Annotated in this window: 26 protein-coding genes and 1 pseudogene; 3 read left to right on the plus strand and 24 right to left on the minus strand. The window is 26.9% G+C overall.

Annotated elements, in window-relative coordinates:
- Positions 1–144: 144 nt before the first annotated feature.
- From LEQ07_RS02585 to LEQ07_RS02595, 3 genes are all read right to left on the minus strand, one after another.
- Positions 145–1,086 carry an L-lactate dehydrogenase gene (locus LEQ07_RS02585; RefSeq protein WP_046823052.1) on the minus strand — a complete coding sequence of 314 codons (942 nt, stop codon included), beginning with the start codon at positions 1,084–1,086 and terminating at the stop codon, positions 145–147.
- Between the two features lie 168 nt (positions 1,087–1,254).
- Positions 1,255–1,920 carry a LysR substrate-binding domain-containing protein gene (locus LEQ07_RS02590; protein ID WP_263329414.1) on the minus strand — a complete coding sequence of 222 codons (666 nt, stop codon included), beginning with the start codon at positions 1,918–1,920 and terminating at the stop codon, positions 1,255–1,257.
- A gap of 12 nt (positions 1,921–1,932) precedes the next feature.
- Positions 1,933–2,097, minus strand: a complete 165-nt coding sequence (locus tag LEQ07_RS02595; protein WP_263329415.1) for a helix-turn-helix domain-containing protein — start codon at positions 2,095–2,097, stop codon at positions 1,933–1,935.
- Between the two features lie 178 nt (positions 2,098–2,275).
- Between LEQ07_RS02595 and LEQ07_RS20540 the strand changes: the two genes are divergently transcribed.
- Positions 2,276–2,578: a 4Fe-4S dicluster domain-containing protein gene (locus LEQ07_RS20540; protein WP_332842855.1), complete on the plus strand. Its 303-nt coding sequence runs from the start codon at positions 2,276–2,278 to the stop codon at positions 2,576–2,578.
- Between the two features lie 8 nt (positions 2,579–2,586).
- Positions 2,587–3,096 carry a nitroreductase family protein gene (locus tag LEQ07_RS20545; RefSeq protein WP_332842882.1) on the plus strand — a complete coding sequence of 170 codons (510 nt, stop codon included), beginning with the start codon at positions 2,587–2,589 and terminating at the stop codon, positions 3,094–3,096.
- A gap of 146 nt (positions 3,097–3,242) precedes the next feature.
- Here LEQ07_RS20545 and LEQ07_RS02605 read toward each other — a convergent pair whose 3' ends face one another.
- The 20 genes and pseudogenes from LEQ07_RS02605 to LEQ07_RS02690 all read right to left on the minus strand — a co-directional run bounded on the left by LEQ07_RS02605 (position 3,243) and on the right by LEQ07_RS02690 (position 17,405).
- The gene (locus tag LEQ07_RS02605) at positions 3,243–3,749 is read right to left on the minus strand and encodes a PaaI family thioesterase (RefSeq protein ID WP_021430553.1); all 507 of its coding nucleotides are present in this window, start codon (positions 3,747–3,749) and stop codon (positions 3,243–3,245) included.
- 115 nt (positions 3,750–3,864) lie between these two features.
- A complete protein-coding gene (locus LEQ07_RS22815) occupies positions 3,865–4,161 on the minus strand; it encodes a substrate-binding domain-containing protein (RefSeq protein ID WP_317851988.1) in 297 nt (98 codons plus the stop codon).
- A complete protein-coding gene (locus tag LEQ07_RS02610; protein ID WP_317851989.1) occupies positions 4,128–4,757 on the minus strand; it encodes a substrate-binding domain-containing protein in 630 nt (209 codons plus the stop codon). The genes LEQ07_RS22815 and LEQ07_RS02610 overlap by 34 nt, the downstream gene beginning before the upstream one ends.
- Positions 4,758–4,772: 15 nt before the next feature.
- Entirely contained in the window at positions 4,773–5,741 is a 969-nt protein-coding gene (gene rbsC / locus LEQ07_RS02615) for a ribose ABC transporter permease (RefSeq protein WP_021430551.1), read from the minus strand.
- A 2-nt stretch (positions 5,742–5,743) separates the two neighbouring features.
- Positions 5,744–6,094, minus strand: a complete 351-nt coding sequence (locus LEQ07_RS20550) for an ATP-binding cassette domain-containing protein (protein ID WP_332842856.1) — start codon at positions 6,092–6,094, stop codon at positions 5,744–5,746.
- Positions 6,072–6,788, minus strand: a complete 717-nt coding sequence (locus LEQ07_RS20555; protein ID WP_332842857.1) for an ATP-binding cassette domain-containing protein — start codon at positions 6,786–6,788, stop codon at positions 6,072–6,074. The genes LEQ07_RS20550 and LEQ07_RS20555 overlap by 23 nt, the downstream gene beginning before the upstream one ends.
- A complete protein-coding gene (locus LEQ07_RS20560; protein WP_332842858.1) occupies positions 6,782–7,231 on the minus strand; it encodes an ATP-binding cassette domain-containing protein in 450 nt (149 codons plus the stop codon). Before LEQ07_RS20560 ends, LEQ07_RS20555 begins: the two co-directional genes overlap by 7 nt.
- A gap of 31 nt (positions 7,232–7,262) precedes the next feature.
- Positions 7,263–7,658: a D-ribose pyranase gene (rbsD, locus tag LEQ07_RS02625; protein WP_046823047.1), complete on the minus strand. Its 396-nt coding sequence runs from the start codon at positions 7,656–7,658 to the stop codon at positions 7,263–7,265.
- Between the two features lie 4 nt (positions 7,659–7,662).
- Positions 7,663–8,571, minus strand: coding sequence for a ribokinase (gene rbsK, locus LEQ07_RS02630; RefSeq protein WP_046823046.1), 909 nt, complete (start codon positions 8,569–8,571; stop codon positions 7,663–7,665).
- Between the two features lie 12 nt (positions 8,572–8,583).
- Positions 8,584–9,138, minus strand: coding sequence for a substrate-binding domain-containing protein (locus tag LEQ07_RS02635; RefSeq protein WP_317851994.1), 555 nt, complete (start codon positions 9,136–9,138; stop codon positions 8,584–8,586).
- A gap of 213 nt (positions 9,139–9,351) precedes the next feature.
- A complete protein-coding gene (locus LEQ07_RS02640; protein ID WP_263329416.1) occupies positions 9,352–9,585 on the minus strand; it encodes a LacI family DNA-binding transcriptional regulator in 234 nt (77 codons plus the stop codon).
- Positions 9,586–9,824: 239 nt separating this feature from the next.
- The gene (locus LEQ07_RS02645) at positions 9,825–10,052 is read right to left on the minus strand and encodes a hypothetical protein (RefSeq protein ID WP_263329417.1); all 228 of its coding nucleotides are present in this window, start codon (positions 10,050–10,052) and stop codon (positions 9,825–9,827) included.
- Positions 10,043–10,270 carry an aldose epimerase family protein gene (locus tag LEQ07_RS02650; protein WP_317851995.1) on the minus strand — a complete coding sequence of 76 codons (228 nt, stop codon included), beginning with the start codon at positions 10,268–10,270 and terminating at the stop codon, positions 10,043–10,045. Before LEQ07_RS02650 ends, LEQ07_RS02645 begins: the two co-directional genes overlap by 10 nt.
- A 62-nt stretch (positions 10,271–10,332) precedes the next feature.
- Positions 10,333–11,169: a CPBP family intramembrane glutamic endopeptidase gene (locus LEQ07_RS02655; RefSeq protein WP_263329418.1), complete on the minus strand. Its 837-nt coding sequence runs from the start codon at positions 11,167–11,169 to the stop codon at positions 10,333–10,335.
- Between the two features lie 179 nt (positions 11,170–11,348).
- A complete protein-coding gene (gene nrdF, locus LEQ07_RS02660) occupies positions 11,349–12,320 on the minus strand; it encodes a class 1b ribonucleoside-diphosphate reductase subunit beta (RefSeq protein ID WP_046823039.1) in 972 nt (323 codons plus the stop codon).
- An 11-nt stretch (positions 12,321–12,331) separates the two neighbouring features.
- Positions 12,332–14,429, minus strand: a pseudogene (gene nrdE, locus LEQ07_RS22360) (class 1b ribonucleoside-diphosphate reductase subunit alpha).
- A 316-nt stretch (positions 14,430–14,745) separates the two neighbouring features.
- Positions 14,746–15,612 (minus strand): PH domain-containing protein, encoded by an 867-nt coding sequence (locus LEQ07_RS02675; RefSeq protein ID WP_263329421.1) that lies wholly within the window; start codon positions 15,610–15,612, stop codon positions 14,746–14,748.
- Positions 15,613–15,665: 53 nt separating this feature from the next.
- The gene (locus tag LEQ07_RS02680; protein ID WP_263329422.1) at positions 15,666–16,238 is read right to left on the minus strand and encodes a PH domain-containing protein; all 573 of its coding nucleotides are present in this window, start codon (positions 16,236–16,238) and stop codon (positions 15,666–15,668) included.
- A 2-nt stretch (positions 16,239–16,240) separates the two neighbouring features.
- Complete coding sequence (locus LEQ07_RS02685) at positions 16,241–16,744, minus strand: PH domain-containing protein (protein ID WP_263329423.1); 504 nt, start codon at positions 16,742–16,744, stop codon at positions 16,241–16,243.
- A 463-nt stretch (positions 16,745–17,207) separates the two neighbouring features.
- Positions 17,208–17,405: a hypothetical protein gene (locus LEQ07_RS02690; RefSeq protein WP_263329424.1), complete on the minus strand. Its 198-nt coding sequence runs from the start codon at positions 17,403–17,405 to the stop codon at positions 17,208–17,210.
- 406 nt (positions 17,406–17,811) lie between these two features.
- Between LEQ07_RS02690 and LEQ07_RS02695 the strand changes: the two genes are divergently transcribed.
- The gene (locus LEQ07_RS02695; protein WP_263329425.1) at positions 17,812–18,504 is read left to right on the plus strand and encodes a lysoplasmalogenase; all 693 of its coding nucleotides are present in this window, start codon (positions 17,812–17,814) and stop codon (positions 18,502–18,504) included.
- A gap of 22 nt (positions 18,505–18,526) precedes the next feature.
- On the opposite strand, the gene LEQ07_RS02700 is transcribed toward LEQ07_RS02695, so the two are convergent.
- Positions 18,527–19,432 (minus strand): hypothetical protein, encoded by a 906-nt coding sequence (locus LEQ07_RS02700; protein WP_263329426.1) that lies wholly within the window; start codon positions 19,430–19,432, stop codon positions 18,527–18,529.
- Positions 19,433–19,550 lie beyond the last annotated feature (118 nt).

Raw genomic sequence — 19,550 nt, forward strand, 5'->3', positions numbered from 1 at the left:
ATTATACTTTAATTATATGCAGAAGATAGTTAGAATTCTACCTTTTTTGAAAATTTTTTCTATTCTTTTTTAATTTCAAATAAAAAAGGAGTATGCAACATCATACTCCTTTAATTTCTTTTTTCTATTTAATAAGTAATCTAATTATTTGAAATCTATTTTATCAATATTTTCCTTCATTATACATATAGATTTATCAAACTTTGATTTTTCTTCTTTGTCTAATGCTAATTCTATAACTCTTTCAACTCCATTTTTATTTACTACACTAGGTACAGCTATGTATACATCATTATGACCATACTCTCCTCTTAAATACGATGATACCGTCAAAATACTATTTTCATTTTCTAAGATAGCTTTTGTTATAGCTGTTAAAGCCATTCCAATTCCATAGTACGTTGATTTCTTTCTTTTTATTATCTCATAAGCAACATTTCTAACTTCATCTTCAATTTTATCAAGGTCATCAAAACTTAGATTGCTATGTTTAGATGCTATTTGATATATAGGCTGAACTCCTTGTAATGCATAACTCCACGCAACAAATTGAGAGTCTCCATGCTCTCCCATTACATAAGCATGTATATTTTTAGAGTTAACATCTAACTTCTCACTTAACATATATCTAAGTCTAGATGAATCTAGAGTAGTTCCTGACCCAATAACTTTCCCTTTTTCATAACCTGATAATTTACATGCAACATATGTCATTATATCAACCGGATTTGTTGCAATCAATAATATGCCATTAAATCCAGATTCTTTTATATTACCTATTATATTTTTCATTATCTTAGTGTTTTTGTTTAATAAATCTAATCTAGTTTCTCCTTCATTTTGAATGGCACCCGCTGTAATGCATATTATATATGCATCAGAACAATCTTTATAATCACCTGCATATATTTTCATTATTCTATCTCCAAAGTTAAGTCCATGGTTTAAATCCATAGCTTCACCTTGAGCTCTATCCTTATCTATATCAATTAAAACTAATTCTTCACAAGTCCCTTGATTTACCATTGAATAAGCGTAACTCATGCCCACCATTCCAGTTCCAATAATCACAACTTTATTTTTCATTTTTTCCTCCTATGCTAATCATATTATTCATATACATTAATATGATTTCATTAAACCAAAAATATAAACCATAAATTTTATTTAAATTTAATTTCCATAATTTAAAATTGCATTTTTTAATTTTTTAAATATTAGCTGAACTAATTACATATTCTTTAAACTTTGTAGCTACTTTACTAATTTTAGATTTTTTGAAATCCCCATATATATAGTTCTCTCTTTTATTTCTTCCTTTATCTTTATAATTGATAAGGTATTACCATTAATCATAGGTGTATTTGGTACTATAGAAATCCCAGCTCCCATAGATACTAAGCCCTCTACTGCGCTTCCAATATTTGCCCCATCTGGCTGAATTGAAATTTTAGGTGCATATCCCAATATTTCAGTATATGACATAAGTTTTTCTTTACTATTCTCACAAAATGCTATAAAAGATTCATTTTTTAATTCTTTTAAAGATATTTCGTTTCTACTTGCAAATTTATGTTTTTTGGGTACTATTAAAACATAATCTTGTTTTTTGACAGGTATAGATTCAATCTCAGATTTGTTTTCATCTATATCTTTACTATCATAAAATCCTATATCAATATTTCCTATACTTAAATCATTTATAACTTCTTGGGCTGACTGCTGGTTAAATTGAAACTTTACATTTGGATATTCATTTAAAAAATCACTTATTATAAGATGCATAAAATATCCACCTATCCTTGGTGTAGATGATATAAATATAGTTTCATTTTTTTCAGTAAGCATGTTCCCTATAGTTTTAATTCCATTTTCTATCTCAATCAAAGCTTTATTAGAATATGTTAAATACCTCTCCATATTCTGTAAGCTTTATATTTCTACCCTTTTTCTCAAAAGTGAAACTTTCAACTCTTCTTCTAATTTGGAAATAGCCTTGCTTAGTGCCGGTTGAGTTACTGAAAGTTCTTTCGAAGCCTTTGTGAAATTTTCTGTTTCAGCTATAACCTTAAAATACTCTAATTGTTGTAAATTCATAATACGCTCCTTTTTATAACCAAAAGTTATAGTTATATGAAAAATTTTAATTAGACATAATTATTTTTATGATGGTATAATCAGTATAAATCAAATTCAAACATACTTGATAGTCATATAGAATTATAAATTTTATTTATTGATTAGTCAAAACTTTTATTTTTAGGAGGTATTAATTATGATGAAAGTAGATAAGGATTTATGTATAGGGTGTAGCCTTTGCGTAAAAGATTGTATTGTTAATGATATAGAGCTTGTTGATGGCAAAGCTCAAATTAAAAATGTTAGTTGCTTTAAATGTGGACATTGCATAGCAATCTGTCCTAAAAATGCAGTATCAACAGATGATTATAATATGGACGAAGTTTTAGATTATGATAAAGATAGTTTTACTATAAATGAAGATAATTTACTTAATTTCATAAAATTCAGAAGAAGTGTTAGACATTTCAAGAAACAAGACGTTGAAATTGAAAAATAAATAAAATTATAGAAGCAGGACGATTCACTCAAACTTCTACTAACTCTCAAAATGTTTCTTATGTAGTTGTAAAAGATAATATAGAGAAATTAAAAGAAATGGCCTTTGATAGCTTATACAATTTAGGAACAAATTTATTAGAAAATTTAAATGATGAAACAAAACCTTTTGAAAGATATGCAAAGATGTGGATTAATATGTACAATGCTTATAAAGCTAATCCTACTGGAAGAGATGGTTTATTCTTTAATGCTCCAGCAGTAATTCTAGTAGTTTCTGATTCACCTGTTAATGCATCTCTAGCATCTTCCAATATGGAACTTATGACTAATGCCTTAGGCCTTGGAACATTCTTTAGTGGATTTTTTATAAAAGCAGCTCAAGAAAACAAAGAAATCATGAGATTCTTAGGTCTTTCTGAAAATCAGCATATAGTTAATTGTATGATAATTGGATACCCTAGTGTAAAGTACCAAAGAACTGTACCTAGAAAAGACGCTATTATATCTTGGAAATAGATAACAAAAAGGAGTATTAAAATAACAAGTCTCATAGGATTAGACTATAATTTTTATTTAGATTACAAAATTATAAAACTTATAATCTAATCCTTAGCTACTTATTTTTTAATACTCCATTTAATAAATAAATTTAAGTATAATTTTTATAATTCTATGTATTCCATGTCTTCCTCATTTTCTGCCTCTAACCATTCTCTTGCTAAATCATCTTCGTCTTCTATAATTCTACTTACCGGCAACTTCATATATTTTCCTTTTGCAGTTACAGCTACTTCACCATTCGGTAATATAATTTCTCCAGTTCCTTCAAATAACTTTCTAGTATCTCTAGTTATTCTTCCAACTACTTTTATAGTGCAATCTGTTGGGACAGGCTTTTTATACTTTAAATCTAGAGAAACAGTAACTCCCCAAACTTCTCCATCTAACATAGTTATAGCTCTACCTATAGTTTCATCTAATATTGCAGCAGACATACCACCATGCATTCTTCCGGGATAACTTTGGTGCCACTCTTTAGTATCACATATTGCTAATAATTCATTATTATCTAGTTCATAAAAATTAGCTTTAAGACTTAAATCATTATCAACTCCACAAACTACGCAATTACTACTTATATTTTGTTTTTTTATAATTTTATGCTTCATAGTCTTACCTCCAATTTTATAAGTTACTAATTCATTTAGTATTATAGCATAACAAAACTTCAATGTAAGAAGGAATAAAAAATACTAAGATGATAAAATCATCTTAGTATTTTTTTTATTTTTTTACTAACTGTAATTTAACAGGTACGAAATCTTTTACCTTTTCACCTTGTAAATATTTATTAGCCTCTTTTACTGCTGTTTCACCTATAATTATTGGTTGTTGAGCTACTGTCGCTGCCATATCACCTTTTTTAACTGCATCTACAGCATCATCTGTTGCATCAAACCCTACAACTAAAACATCTTTCATATTTGCATCTGCAAGTGCTTTTGATGCTCCTAAAGCCATTTCATCATTTTGTGCAAATACTGCATCTATTTTCCCTTGAGATTGAATGATGTTTTCCATAACAGTAAGTCCCTTTGTTCTATCAAATCTGCCGATTGTTTTGATACAATTTTTAAGTTACTTCCTTTTATTCCATCTTCAAATCCTTTACCTCTATCTCTTGTTGCTGATGATCCAGCTATACCTTCAAGTTCAACAATGTTTCCTTTATTACCTAATTTATCAATTAAAAACTTAGCAGCCATATCTCCACCAGCTATATTGTCTGATGCAATATGAGATGTCACTTTACCACCATTTGCAATTCTATCTACAGTCATAACTGGTAAATCTGCATTATTGGCAATCATAACTGATGCTACTGCTGAATCTGAATCAACAGGATTTAGTAATACTAAATCTACATTTTTAACAGTTATATCTTCCATGTTAGATACTTCTTTTGCCGGATCATTTTGAGAATCTAATACTACGACTTCATATCCAAGTTTTTTTGCTTCTTTTTCAACACCTTTTTTTAAATCTACAAAGAAAGGATTATTTAGTGTTGATACTATAAGTCCTATTTTTTTAGTTCCGTCTTCTTTTTGGCTACATCCTACCAACATAAAACTTGATAAAACTATAGTCATCATTATTGAAAGAAATTTTTTCATTCCTATCTTCCTTTCTTAGTTACTTTTTCTATCTAATAGTACAGCTATTAATATAACTATACCTTTAACCATCATTTGATAATAAGATGATACATCTAATATGTTAAGAGCATTACTTAAAACACCTATTATAAGTGCACCTATTATCGTTCCACTTATTTTACCCTTTCCTCCAGTAAGCTTTGTTCCTCCAAGTACAACTGCTGCTATTGCATCTAGTTCATACCCTGTACCTGCTGTAGGTTGAGCTGAGTATAATCTTGAAGTTATTATAATACCTGCTATTGCTGATAATATACCACTTATAGTGTATACCCATATTTTTATTTTATCTGTGTTAAGTCCTGATAACTTAGTTGCTTCTTCATTTCCACCTAATGCATATGTATATCTACCCATTTTAGTGTGGTTTAATATATAATAACATGCTACAAATACTAATATAGTTATGATAACTGGTGATGGTATTCCAAATACTGTTCCTCCACCTATTTTCCCAAATGCCATTGCTAAACCATTGCTTCCTAGAGTTATAGGTTTTCCATCTGTAAATACTAATGTTACACCTCTAAGTATTGTCATTGTTGCAAGTGTTGCTATAAATGGTTGTAATTTTCCTTTAGATATTACAAATCCATTTAAAAATCCTACTGCTGCTCCACATACTATAGCTGCTATAACAGCAACTACTATACTTTGTCCTGATGCTAAAAGAGATGCTGCAAAAGCCCCACTTAAAGCAAGAACAGATCCTACAGAAAGATCAATTCCTCCTGTTAAAATTACAAACGTCATACCTGCTGCAATTATAGCATTTACAGATGTTTGTCTAAGTATATTCAATATGTTTCTACTACTTAAAAATGATGGACTTAGTATTGAAACTACAACTATTAATAATAATAATCCAACTAATGATTTGTACTTTATTAATATACTTTTTAAATCCATTTGTTTATTTTCTTGACTCACTTTAGCTTGCATAATTAAGCCTCCTTCACTGTAACTGCATATTTTAATATACTTTCTTGAGTTGCATCTTTAATATCTAGCTCTCCAGTTAATCTACCTTGACTTAAAACTAATATTCTATCACTTAGCCCAAGTATTTCTGGCATTTCAGAAGATATCATTATTACTGCTTTCCCTTGACTTTTAAATTTATTTATAAGATCATATATTTCTTTTTTTGCACCAACGTCAACTCCACGAGTTGGTTCATCAAGTATAAGTACATCAGGGTCTGTCATTAGAGCCTTAGCTATTGCAACCTTTTGTTGATTTCCTCCACTTAAGTTTTTAATTATTTGTTCTTCAGTTGGAGTTTTTATATTCATTTTTTATATAGTCTTTTACTTGTTCATTTTCTTTAGTTTTATTTAATCTAAACATGCTAGATAAACTATTTAATGATGATATTGTCATATTTTCTCTAACAGATAGTGAAAGAATTAAACCATCTCCTTTTCTATCCTCAGATACATATGCTATTTTATTTTTTAATCCATCTTTTGCCGACTTATTAGTTACCTCTTTACCATTTACAATAACTTGTCCACTTTCTTTTCTTATGTGTCCATATATAGTTTTTGCAAGTTCTGTTCTTCCCGCTCCCATAAGACCTGCAATCCCTATAATCTCTCCACTTCTAACATTAAAAGATACATTGTCTACATATCTATTTGAAAGATTTTTCACATCTAATACAATATTTCCTTTTTCAATTTCATGTCTTGGAAATTGATCTGTAAGTTTTCTTCCAACCATCATTTCTATCATTTTGTCTTCGTCTAAATTGCAGATTTCTTCACTACCTACATATTTACCGTCTCTTAGAACTGTTATGTAATCACATATTTCAAATATTTCTTTCAATCTATGAGATATATATACTATTGCTTTTCCTTCGTTTCTTAAATCTTCTATTACTTTAAACAGGCTTTCTGTTTCTTTATCCGTAAGAGCATCTGTTGGTTCATCCATTATAATTATTTTTGCATCTAAAGATAAAGCTTTAGCTATTTCTACCATTGTTGTTGTCCTAAACTTAAATTACCAACTAATTCTTTTGAACTAGTTTTTATATTTAGTTTATTTAAATATTTATCTGATTCTGCATACAGCTTTTTAAAGTCTATTTTAAATCCTTTTTTAGGTTCTCTTCCTAAAAATATATTTTCACCTATAGTTAAATCTTGTATTAAATTTAACTCTTGATGTATTATTGCTATACCTTTTTCTTGTGCATCTTTTGGTCCTTTTATATCCTCTAAGTTTCCATTGTAGAATATTTGTCCACCATCTTTTTTGTAAACACCACTTAAGACCTTCATAAGTGTTGATTTACCTGCACCATTTTCCCCCATTAAAGCCATTACTTTACCTGGATAAAGTTCTAAGTTAACTCCATCTAGTGCTTTAACTCCAGGGAACTCTTTAACTATATTTTTCATCTGCAAAATTGGATTGTTCATATAGGTGCTCCTTTCGATTTACAAAATTTTTCTAAAATACAACGCCTGATTTTAATATTATATTTGAGTATGGAGTACATTCTCCAGTTCTTATTACAGCATGAGAATCCTTTGTCATAACTTTAAACTCTTCATGTTTTACCATTGTAACTTTTACATTTTCAAATCTATTTAATATTTCTTTATACATTTGTTCTGCTGCTTCTTTTATTTCTTCAGCTATTATTATTTCTTCTACACATAATTCTTCAAGTACTGTATCTAATGTATCTAAAAAACTTGGAACTCCATATTTCAGAGCTAAGTCTATTCTTTTTACATCTTTTGGTATAGGAAGACCACAATCTCCTATAGTTAAACTATCTGTATGTCCCATTTGAGATATAACAGATGAAATCTCACTATTTAATAATTTGCCTTTTTTCATGTCCTTACCCCCTAAATTTTTCAACTTCTTCTAAAGTTGGCAATGAACTTTGTGCACCTTCTTTAGTAACACATAAAGCTCCCACTCTTGATGCAAAATCTATAGCAGCCTCTATATTTTCTCCTTTTGAGAAAGCTACAGATAAAGCTCCAGTATAACTATCTCCTGCTGCTGTAGTATCTACTGCATCTACTTTATATGATTTTTTAAACATAGATGTTTCTTTATTTATGTATAAACTTCCTTTAGATCCTAATGTTACAATTAATTCTTTAACACCTTTTTCAATCATAGTTTGAGCAGCTTTTAATATATCATCTTCACAATTTATGCTTACTCCACTTAATATCTCTAACTCTGTTTCATTAGGTGTAAGTAAATCTACATTCTTGATTATTGAATCTTCTAATTTAACAGCAGGTGCTGGATTTAAAATTGTATATTTACCTAAATTTTTAGCTGATTTTAGTGCATATTTTATAGTTTCAAGTGGTGTTTCAAGTTGAACTACTACTATATCACTATTTTTTATAGCATCAATATTTTTATCTATATCATTTTCTTTTACTTTAAAGTTTGCTCCTGGTGCTACTACTATTGAATTTTCTGCATTTTTATCAACAGTTATCATCGCAACTCCAGTCGGACCATCTTCTTTATGTACGTAAGTTGTATTTACATTATCATTTTTTAATGCATCTATTAAAGTTTGTCCAAAGCTATCTGTCCCAACTTTACCAATCATAGTTACATCTCCACCAAGTCTTGCCATTGCTACAGCTTGATTTGCACCTTTTCCACCTGGTACTTCCTTAAAGTCGCTTCCTATTAATGTTTGTCCTTTTTTAGGCATGTTATCAACATTCACTACTAAGTCCATGTTTAAACTACCTATTACACATATTTTTTTCATAATCGTCCTCCTCTAAAGTTTTTGAGATGTAGAATTTCTTATTATAAGTTCTGGCTTAAAAATCATTTTTTCTATATCATTAACTTCTTTTTTTTCTAAATTTTTTATTAATATATTAGCTGATTCATATCCCATATCATATGAATTCTGATTTATAGTTGTAAGTTGCGGTTCAATTATACTTGAAGTTTGAATATCATCAAATCCAACCACGCTTATGTCTTTTGGTATATGTATATTTCTTTCTTTTAAAGCTTTGATAGCTCCTATTGCTATTAAATCATTAGCTGCACATATAGCCGTAAAGTTTATATCTTTTAAACTTTGGATTATTTCATATCCCCAATCTAAAGAATATTCACCTTGTAATACTAATTTTTCATCATATTCAATATTTGCTTCTTTTAAAGCTTTTTTATAACCTTTTAATCTATCTCTCGCAATTTCATTTTTTAAAGGTCCACTTAGATAAAGTATTTTTTTATGATTATTTTCTACTAGGTGATTAGTTTCTAAATAAGTTCCTTCTTCATTGTCTAAACTTACGATACCTTTTAAGTTTTTAATATCTAATTTTTATCAACTAAAACGATTGGTTTAGTTGATAAGTTATACTCTTTTGAATTTAAATCTATTTTAGAAGATGGAGCAAATATAATTCCATCTACCATTTATCTGCTAATGTATTGAATGCTTTTATTTCTTTTTCTACATTTTCATCTGTGTTGCAAAGGATAATATTATATCCTTCTTTAACAGCCTTGTCTTCTGCGCCCCTAACTATATCTGTAAAAATGGGTTTCTTATATCTGGAATAATAATTCCTATAGTTTTAGTTTTCTTTGTTACTAAACTTTGAGCCATTTTATTAGGTCTATAGTTCTTTTCTTTTACTATATCTAAAATTTTTTTTCGTGTAGTATCGCTTATTTTTTCATCTTTATTGTTTAACACTTTTGATACTGTAGTTTTTGATACCCCTGCTAAATCCGCTATATCCTTAATTGTTACCACATAAATCCCCTCCCAAAATTTTAGTATAGTGTACTATTTTTAGGGTTACCGGTTATCCTTTTTTATTAATATATCACACTATATCCAATTAATGCAACATATTTTTATTTGTATATCATTTTGAAAATGTTTTCATAAATTAAATAAGCAAAAAAAACGTCTATTACTGTAGCATTTTCACCACTTATAATAGACACTTAATCATTTTTTATTTTTTATTTTTCTTTATGATACACTGTTTAATCATTAATATTATAGATTTTATACTCTGTAACCTGATTGTATATACTTCCTTTATTAAGAATTGAATTTTCTAAAAAACACATATTATGTCCTATTGGAGGAGCCTGTGTTTCAAAACAGATTCCATATCTTCTTTGTTTTGTTTTATTATTATATAAAGTTAATTCATCAGTAAAGTTCATGCTATATATAACTACATAGTCTTGATTTGTAGTTATATCCATAGCTCGTTTAGATACTTATAAGTGTGATTTGTCATATTAACTAAAGTAGTTTTATCTGTATATGCTTTATATATTTGTTTTATATGAAAATTTTCACTTAGTTTAAAACTGACTTTAACATCTAAATTTCCAGGATAGTTTTCCTCCATATCTTTGCTAAAAGCTTTTAACTTTAAAGTTATACTATTCCCTGCTTCTATACTTTCTACTTCATAAATTTATTTATAAAATAAAAAGTAGTATATCAAAGATTTGATATACTACTTTCAAAACACTTTATCTAATAATTATATAATTTACCTTTAGCATTCATTTTTGATATTATTTTATAACATACTAAACCACCTAATATAATTCCTATTCCTCCTAAAATTCCCATTGGCATAGGACCTATAAATGGATTAGATATATTCCCTTTCATAAACAACACTCCAGTTCCTGCAAATCCATTTATCATAGAATGTGATATAACTGCTGGTATACAGCTTTTAGTTTTCAATGTTACATAAGAAAGAATTGAACCTGCGAATATGCAAAATATTGTCATTGCAAATATTCCACCCCAAGGTGCAGTAGGATATCCAAGCCCATAGTTATGTCCCATAGCAATCATAGGAGCATGCCATATTCCCCATATTATTCCACTTATGATAGTTGCTTTTAGTGGTGTGAATTTTTCTAATAAGTTTGGAAGTAAATATCCCCTCCACCCAAGCTCTTCTCCTAAACATGGTATAAAGTTTATTATAGGTGCTACAAAAACAGATGTAGCAATTTGAGTCAATAGCATTGCTTTTAATTGATTGTCACTTGGTATTGACTGCCCTGCTGAAGATAATTGTTCTTTTGTTGCATTTATCATTGTACTCATACTTCCATCAAAGTTTCCAGGGAATACTAAGTAATATACTACAATTCCCAAAATTATAAGTAAAAATGGTAAAAGCCATGCAATTAAGTAATATTTTATATTTCCCTTTAAATTTGGTTTAATCCACACATCTTTAATACTACCTTTTGTTATTATCGTTGTTAATATAACTCCTATAGCTGGCATAAACATGCATCCCATTATAATTACAATAGCATATGGATTTTTATATCCATCTTGTATCATAAGTCCAAACGCTATAACCCAAGTTAATATAAATGTTATAGCTAAAAACTCTTTACTTTTTTCATAAATTCAACCTCCTTTATAAGTTCTATTTGTTATATATATACTATAACAGATAGAAAATTGTTCCGCAATATAAAGTAAAAAGATAGATCTTATTAGACCTATCTTTTTATTTGCTATATAATAAAATCCTCATCCTCTAGTTCTTCATAAATTCCTTTTTGATATCCATTACCTTTAGTTGAAAAGAAATCATGTGATTTAGTTTCAGTGCTTAATCCATTTAAAACTATAGGATTTATTTTTCCTACCTCATAATACTTATCAAACCCTAAATTTTCTAAAGCTCTATTAGCATTATACTGTAAGAATGTTATAACTTCTTCAACAAGTCCACTTTCGTTATAAATCTTTTTTGTATACTCTATTTCATTGTCCATTAAATTTTTAAATATCTTATACACATTGTTCTTTAACTCTAATTTATCTTCATCGTTAAAACTATCATATATTTCTTGAGCTAAAAGCCCTATATATTTGCCATGTAAAGATTCATCTCTAAGTATTAAAGATATTATTTCTCCACTTGCAACCATCTTACCTTGACCAGCTAAGTATAACGGGTAAAAGAATCCTGAATAGAACAAGAAACTTTCTAAAAACACACTCGTTACCATAGATAAGTATAGACTTCTTTGATCATTAGTATTTTCGTATTGAGCTAATATTAAGTCAGCTTTTTTTTGTAATGTTGGTTCTGTTTCTATCCAATTAAACAAGTCCTCTATTTGAGGAGTAGTTAAAAGTGTCATAAATATAGATGAGTAGCTTTTGGCATGTATTTCTTCCATTGTTCCCATAAAAGATAAAACAGCTTTTCTTTGAAGGTTATCAGTTAAACTCATCATAGACGGAACTCCATTATTTCCTTGTTTTGTATCTAATAATGTAAGTCCTGCTAAAACTTTTTTGTATAATTCTTTTTCACTTTCACTTAAATCTGCCCAAGTTTTTAAATCCTTGGAAACAGATATTTCTTCTGGTAGCCAAAATTGTTTTACGTTTTGATCCCAAAACGCTTGTGTAAAACCATCATCTTCAACATTCCAGTTTACAGCTTTGTGTATTGCTTTTGCATTAAATGTCATATAAAATCCCCCTATACTGAACACATTAAACACTCATTTGTGTCTCTTGTCATCTTTGTTCTTGTGTAATATAAACTTTTCAATCCTTTTTATATGCATATATATAATATCTAGCTATATCTCTAGTTGTTTTATCATCTGTTACAAATAGTGTAGTAGATATTCCTTGGTCAACATGCTGTTGAACTGTAGATACAACATCTATTACATGTTTCATATCCATTCTATATGCTGATTGATAATAAAGCATATTTTCATTAGTTAAAAATGGCATAGGATAAATAGTTGTAGAATCTCCATAGGTTCTAACTTCAACAGGTTCCATAATTGGCATTATACTCGAAGTTGCATTTTGCACATAACTTATACTTTGTGTTGGCGCTATAGCTGTTAAATATGCATTATATATTCCATTTTCCTTTACTTTATCTAAAAGGTTAGCCCAGTCTTTAGTCGTTGGTATATATATACCTTCAAATAATGACTTTACTTTGTCTGTTTTAGGTAAATAAGATTCTGTATAGTATTTTGAAAGAACTTTACTTTTAATACCTTTAGCATATTCCGAATTTTCAAATCCATCAAATGTAGTCTTCTTTTCTATAGAAAGTTCCATGGAAGCTTTTATAGCATAATATCGTATCATAGCAAAAAATACATTTGAAAAATCTATAGCTTCTTTAGAAGTATATAGTATATTTTCTCTAACTAAATACCCATGTAAATTCATTGCTCCAAGTCCTATTGCATGCGATGCTTTATTTCCATTTTTTATAGTTGGAACTTCATTTATATTTGTATTATCTGATACAAAAGATAATGCTCTTATAGCTGTATTCACTGTTGATTCAATATCTTTATTATCCATAACATTTGCTATATTTAAAGACCCTAAATTACAACTTATATCTTGCCCCCATACATTATTACCTCCATATCCTTTTATATCTGAAGGTGTCTGATATTGGAATATTTCGCAACATAAATTTGACATTTTTATCATGCCTACATCTTTTAGTACGTGTTCTTTATTTGCCGTATCTATAAATACTACATATGGATATCCACTTTCTTGTTGCATCTGTGCTATTTTAGTTAGCATTTGTCTTGGATTTATTTCTTTTTTATTATGTCATTATCTTCAACCAGCTTTTCATACCATTCATCCATGTATATTTCATCTAAGTGTACTCCATATTTTTTGTAAACAGAATGAGGATAAAAAGCATATGCAATTTCATTTTTTTCCGCTAACTCCATAAATTTATCAGGTATAATTGCACCTAAAGATAATGATGCTAATCTTATTTTTTCATCAGCATTTATTTTTTTAGTATCCATTAACATCTCAAAATCTGGATGAAAAACTGTTAAATAAGCTGCTCCTGCTCCTTGCCTTGCTCCCATTTGATTAAAGTATGTAAAAGATTGTTCTAACATTTTTGCAACTCCAACCACACCTCCAGCAGCTCCATCTATATCTTTTATAGGTTCCTTGCTAGCTCTAAGTCTAGATAAATTCAGTGCAACTCCACCACCTATTTTTGATAAGTGATTAGATGAAGATACTGCATAAGATATTCCTTCTGTACTATCTTCTACTGATATTAAAAAACAAGAAACCATTTCTCCAGCTCTTTGTCTACCTGCATTTAAAAATGTTGGTGTAGCTGGTTGGAATTCTTGTCTTATAAGCTTTATAGCTAAATTTAAAGCTAAGTCTTCATTTCCATCTCCTAATGCTAATGCAACTATTAAAACTTTATCATTGTAGTTTTCTAATATTTCTTTTCCATCATTACTTTTAAGTGCATAATTTTGATAAAATTTATTCGCACTCATATATGATTTAAACGAGAAATTTTCATTTTCTATCGCCTTATAAGTCTCTTTTATAAATTTTATAGAGTATTTATCTATTATGTCTTTTGAATAATAGCTATTTTCTAATAAAAAAGTTAATCGCTCTTCAAATGTATTAAACTTTTTCATTCTTGGATAAATGTGTTCATCTAAATAACTATTTAATGCCTCTATATCTTTTTCTAGTTGATATTTTCCATTTTTATCTTTGATTATTACTTCATTGTTGAGTTTAATATACTTCATTTTTTCCCACCTTTGCAAAATAGATAAATATTTTAAATACAATATATAGTAATAAAACTATTTTCATTGTACTACATATTGTATATACACCATTTTTATTTATCTTAATCTGATATTATTTACTTTAATTTTTTTATATTAATATCTTATAGATTTTCCAAGGTTTTCAGTTTTAAAAATTTTTTAAAATAAAATTTTTTCTTTACATTAACAATAGTTTATATTATAATAAATATCAGTGGGAACTTATGCTCAGACATAAGTATACGCTAGCCCATAAAAAAGGTTGTGAGATTTCTCACAACCTTTTTTATTATCATTTAGAAGCTTCAATTAATTTCTCAACATAATTTTTATTCATATACATTAATTTTATTTCTTCTGATGATTCACTGTAATAATCAATAGTAATCTTACCTACATTATTTTTAGATTGAATAGGATTCGTTTTAAATTCAACAGCTTGTATATCTCTTCCTCTTAAAATATGTATAGTCCTAAATAATCCCCCGTTTACAGCTCTCACTTTTTTATTATCCACACTAATATTTAAATTTCTTATTTTCAATCCAGAGTTTATCAAAGTTAATATAATAGTTAAATTAATAAACCAAACCCATTGTGTTTTTAGTATTAAATAACACACTATAGAAGTAATAAAAATTAACAAAACTGGCTTTATTAAAATAGAGAATTTACCCTTTTCTATCCCATTCCCAGTTCCTTTAAAGCTCCATTCTGGAATAAATTCTTTTATAACATCATTAATTTCATTTAAAGATCCTATTGGATACATTATAATTTTCTCATTTCCTTCGCCTGTATAACCTTTAATAATTAAATTTAATTCATATATATTTAAAAATTGTCTTATTGGATTTGATTTAATTTTGATAAGTTTTATATTATTATCTTTAAATGAAAACTCTTTTGTACTAAATAAACCATAAGCTATCTTTATATTGTTGTTCTCTTTTAATAAAGTAAAGTTATAGTACTTAACAACATAATATACAGTTGCAATAAGTTTTAGTATGATTAAGAAAATTAAAAGTCCCGCAACAATCAATAAAATAGTCATACTTTGCGAATTATTTTTAAAAGCTCCATCTATAATATTTGATAAGTAGTCTGAACTTATAAAGTCATCTAGCTTTCCTAAGATATTAAAAATAAAAATCAATGCAACAAATAAGTTAAAACTTGTAAACCCATATATAACTAACTTTTTAGTTTCTATCTTTTTTCTTTTATTTCTTTAGACTCTTCATTGTCTTTTATATTATTAACTACATACTCTTCATTTACATCACCTAAGCATTCCTTATTCAAATCATTAAGAGAAAAAGATTTTAGTATATCAATTTGTTCATTATTCAAACTCATTTTTATGTCGTCTATACCAAAATCTTTTGAAGGACTTTCTATTTTCACAATTTTATATGCTAATAATCTTTCTATTAAGTTCTGTGATATGTCCATAGATTTAAAACTTTTCTTTGGTATTATTAATGTCTCCTTTGAAAATATTCCCTTATAATAATGTATTTCATTATCTTTTATGCTTATATACTCATACTTCCAACCTATTATTGAAAATATAATGTCTAAAACTACAAATAGCACTATAGCTGTCCAAAACCATTGTTTTAGAAATACTATAAAAAGTACACCTAGTCCAAAATTGCTGATCGTCCCTTTTATAAGTTTATAAATTAAACTCTTCCAATTATTTCTTATTTTTATATTTTCATTTGTGAAGCTTTTATTTTCATAATTAGTTTTATTGCCATTAACCTCTTCATTCATAATTATGCATCAAGCTCCTCTCTAACATTTTCATTGATTTTAATTTTTAAAAACTCTCTAATTTTCTCGACTTCTTCTTTATCAAGATTAGGAATTTTATAGCTTCCACCTGCAGTTCCAATCTTAACATCAGCTAAATTAAATTTTCTGTTTATAGGTCCTTCAGATAAGTTTATATTTTGAATTCTTACAATTGGAATTGTAACACTTTTCTTTAAAAATATTCCTTCTGTAAAAGATATTTCTTCTTCATTTATCCTATAACTCCATTGCTTATATTCAAAAAATGGTTCTATATATGCAGATATCCCAATTAAACCCACAATAATTAGTGTAATCACATTTATCCATGATATATAGTTATCAAGAATATAGTTAATTGTATTTATCTCAAGTATAGGTAAAACCAATCTTAACACTAAGTAAATAGATATAAAGATTATTAATCCAATTGTTCTTCCTATAATCCAAGATTTAATAGCTTTATTACTAAGTTTTTTATCCATATCTAACCCCCATGAAAATTTGTTAATCTTTTCCTAAAATATCATATATACAGTAATAATTCAACTTATAAAAAAGATTCACTTCTATTAATAAAAAATAATAATAAAAGTGAATCTTTTTCATAGTTAATTTAAACTTATAAACTATTTTTTATTTTCATTACTAATCCTTCTATATCCATCACTCTATCTAAGTAATACCATTTACAATCAAATCCAAAATTAGCATACTTATCTTTCTTTTCATAATTAGAAGCTTTTTTAGTATAGAACTTATATTCTTTCTTTCCATCCTTTTTATTTACAACTTCATATCTTAAACTCTCTATAAATTTAGTTTCTAAATATCCATATAATTGAACTCTTTTTATATCATAAATATTTTTAACTAAATATTTTTTAATTGGATGTTTTTTATCTTCAACTTCTAGATTTAGATGTGCTCCAATATAATATTGGTTTTTTATTTTTGATTCGATTTCTTTTTATCTATTATAAGTCTATTATGAATATCTTTGTCTATATAAGTTTTTATACCTATTTTATTACTTTTTAAGATATCTGCCTTAAGACCCCTATATTTAAAATAATTTAAAACTGCACATTCTCCTATCTTATCTGCAAATACCATTTGTTTTGCAATTTCTTTTGTATTTTTCATCTTTAACAGATGCTGGTACTAATACTTTATAATCATTAGATTCTTCTATATATTTTTCAGCATATTTTTTACATTCTTCAATTTGATCTTCTGTTATATTAACCGATTTTGTTACTAATGTATCAAATTTATGCTTACCTTAATATTTTTTACATTTATTAAATATTTACTTTTTGCATTTATATAAGTCACTTTTAAATCTCCTTAAATTTTATTGTTAAAATTTCACATAGTAATACATTACATTAAAAACAAGTTATTTTCAAGAAGCATATTTAACCACATATATAATTTTTTATATTATAAGTTATACTATTTTTAATTATATTGTTTTTTATTTAATGTTTAATGCATAGTATGATACTATAGTTTTATATAAAGGTAAATTTAACCAGGGAGGAATTTTATGACTTATTTATTGTTACTTTTTATGTTTATTGCTTTAACATTCTTATTATATTTTACATATAAACCTTATAAAAATTATCGTGGAATATCTAAAACAATAACTAGTATACTATTTGTATTTATTGCTATAAGTGGATTCATTGAAAATAGTACTAACTTTTCATATTTCATATTTATATTATTAGGTCTTATATTTTCATTATTTGGAGATGTTTTTCTTATATATGCAAAAGAAAGCGAATCTACTATGAGTAAAAACTTTATATATGGTCTTTTAAGTTTTAGCTTTGCACATATATTGTTTTCTGTAGGTTTTATATCAATTAGTGAGTTTAGCATATATACTATAATTTTCACAATAATTTTATCATCTATTTCTTTATTATTTTTAAAGTCAATAAAAGGATTAGATTTTAAAGGAATGTTTAATTATGTAGCTTTTTACGCTATAGTTATTAGTTTTATGTTTGCTCAATCATTAAATTTATATTTATCAAATAGCTCTAGCTTTGATATTTTGATAGTTACAATAGGTGCATTGTTATTTGTACTATCTGATTTAATATTAGCTTTTGATTATTTTTATAAAAATCCACCTAAAATTCTTGGAGCTTTAAATTTATTAGTTTACTATAGTGCTCAAGCCCTAATTGCACTAAGTGTATTCCATGTAAAAAGGTTTAAGTATTAATTTAATACTTAAACCTTTTTTGTTATACATTAAATGATAATGTAGGAATTTCAATATTTTTATCTTCTTTTATTTCTTCTACTTTCATATTTTTATAGAAATTATAATATAAAAAGCTAATACTTATTAACATAAATACTATAGATACAAAAACATCTATACAAAATGCTTTATTATCAATACTTGAGTTATTTTCAAAAAGTTTTGGTAAGCTAAAAAATGAATCATAATTTTGTCTTTTTTCATAATTGTTTATTGAAGCATTTTTTAGTTTATTTTGTATTGTTTCATCTACTTTAGAACTTTTTTCCCAGTTATTATAATCATATCCAGTTACATTAACTGTAGTATTCCCAAAGTCTTTTTCTAACTGTGAATATATTTTATCATTTACTACTACAACCCATATTCCAACACCTTTGGGAAGTATTTTTCCTGTAGCAATACCTTTTACATTTAAATTATAAAGACCTATATCAAAATCTTTAAATTTACTTATTTTATTTTTATATTTTTCATTATCAAATCTTGGTACAATTAAAGTTTCATTTACTCCTAAATTCACAGTGTCTAAATTAAGTTTTTTTGCTAATTTATTAAATTCTGAATTCTTTATTGCATATTTACCTTCGTTATTTATGTTTAATAATTTATAATCTATTTTTTGATATTTATAGCCTGATTCATTTAATGTATCTTCAATAGATGATAATTGCTCATCATTCATATAATTATAACTTGAAGACATATAGTTTAATATAAATGGATAATCTGATTTTTTTGTTTCTATTTTACTACTAACAACTAAAAGTATAGTACTTGTACATGCTATGGCTGCTAAAAGTATAGCCATAGTTATATATACTAGTCTTAAATTCTCTTTTTGCTTGTAAAAATATTTAAATTCTTGAAATTTTAATATTTTCATGACTATCTGCAACCTTTCTTTGTCTTTTTCTTTGTCTTTATGTAATAATAATATACTAATTATAAAGTTTTTAGTATCTATATAAATTACATTTAAGTTACACTTTTGTAAGATAGCA

This window comes from Paraclostridium sp. AKS73 (assembly GCF_025671395.1).
Classification (GTDB): domain Bacteria; phylum Bacillota; class Clostridia; order Peptostreptococcales; family Peptostreptococcaceae; genus Paraclostridium; species Paraclostridium benzoelyticum.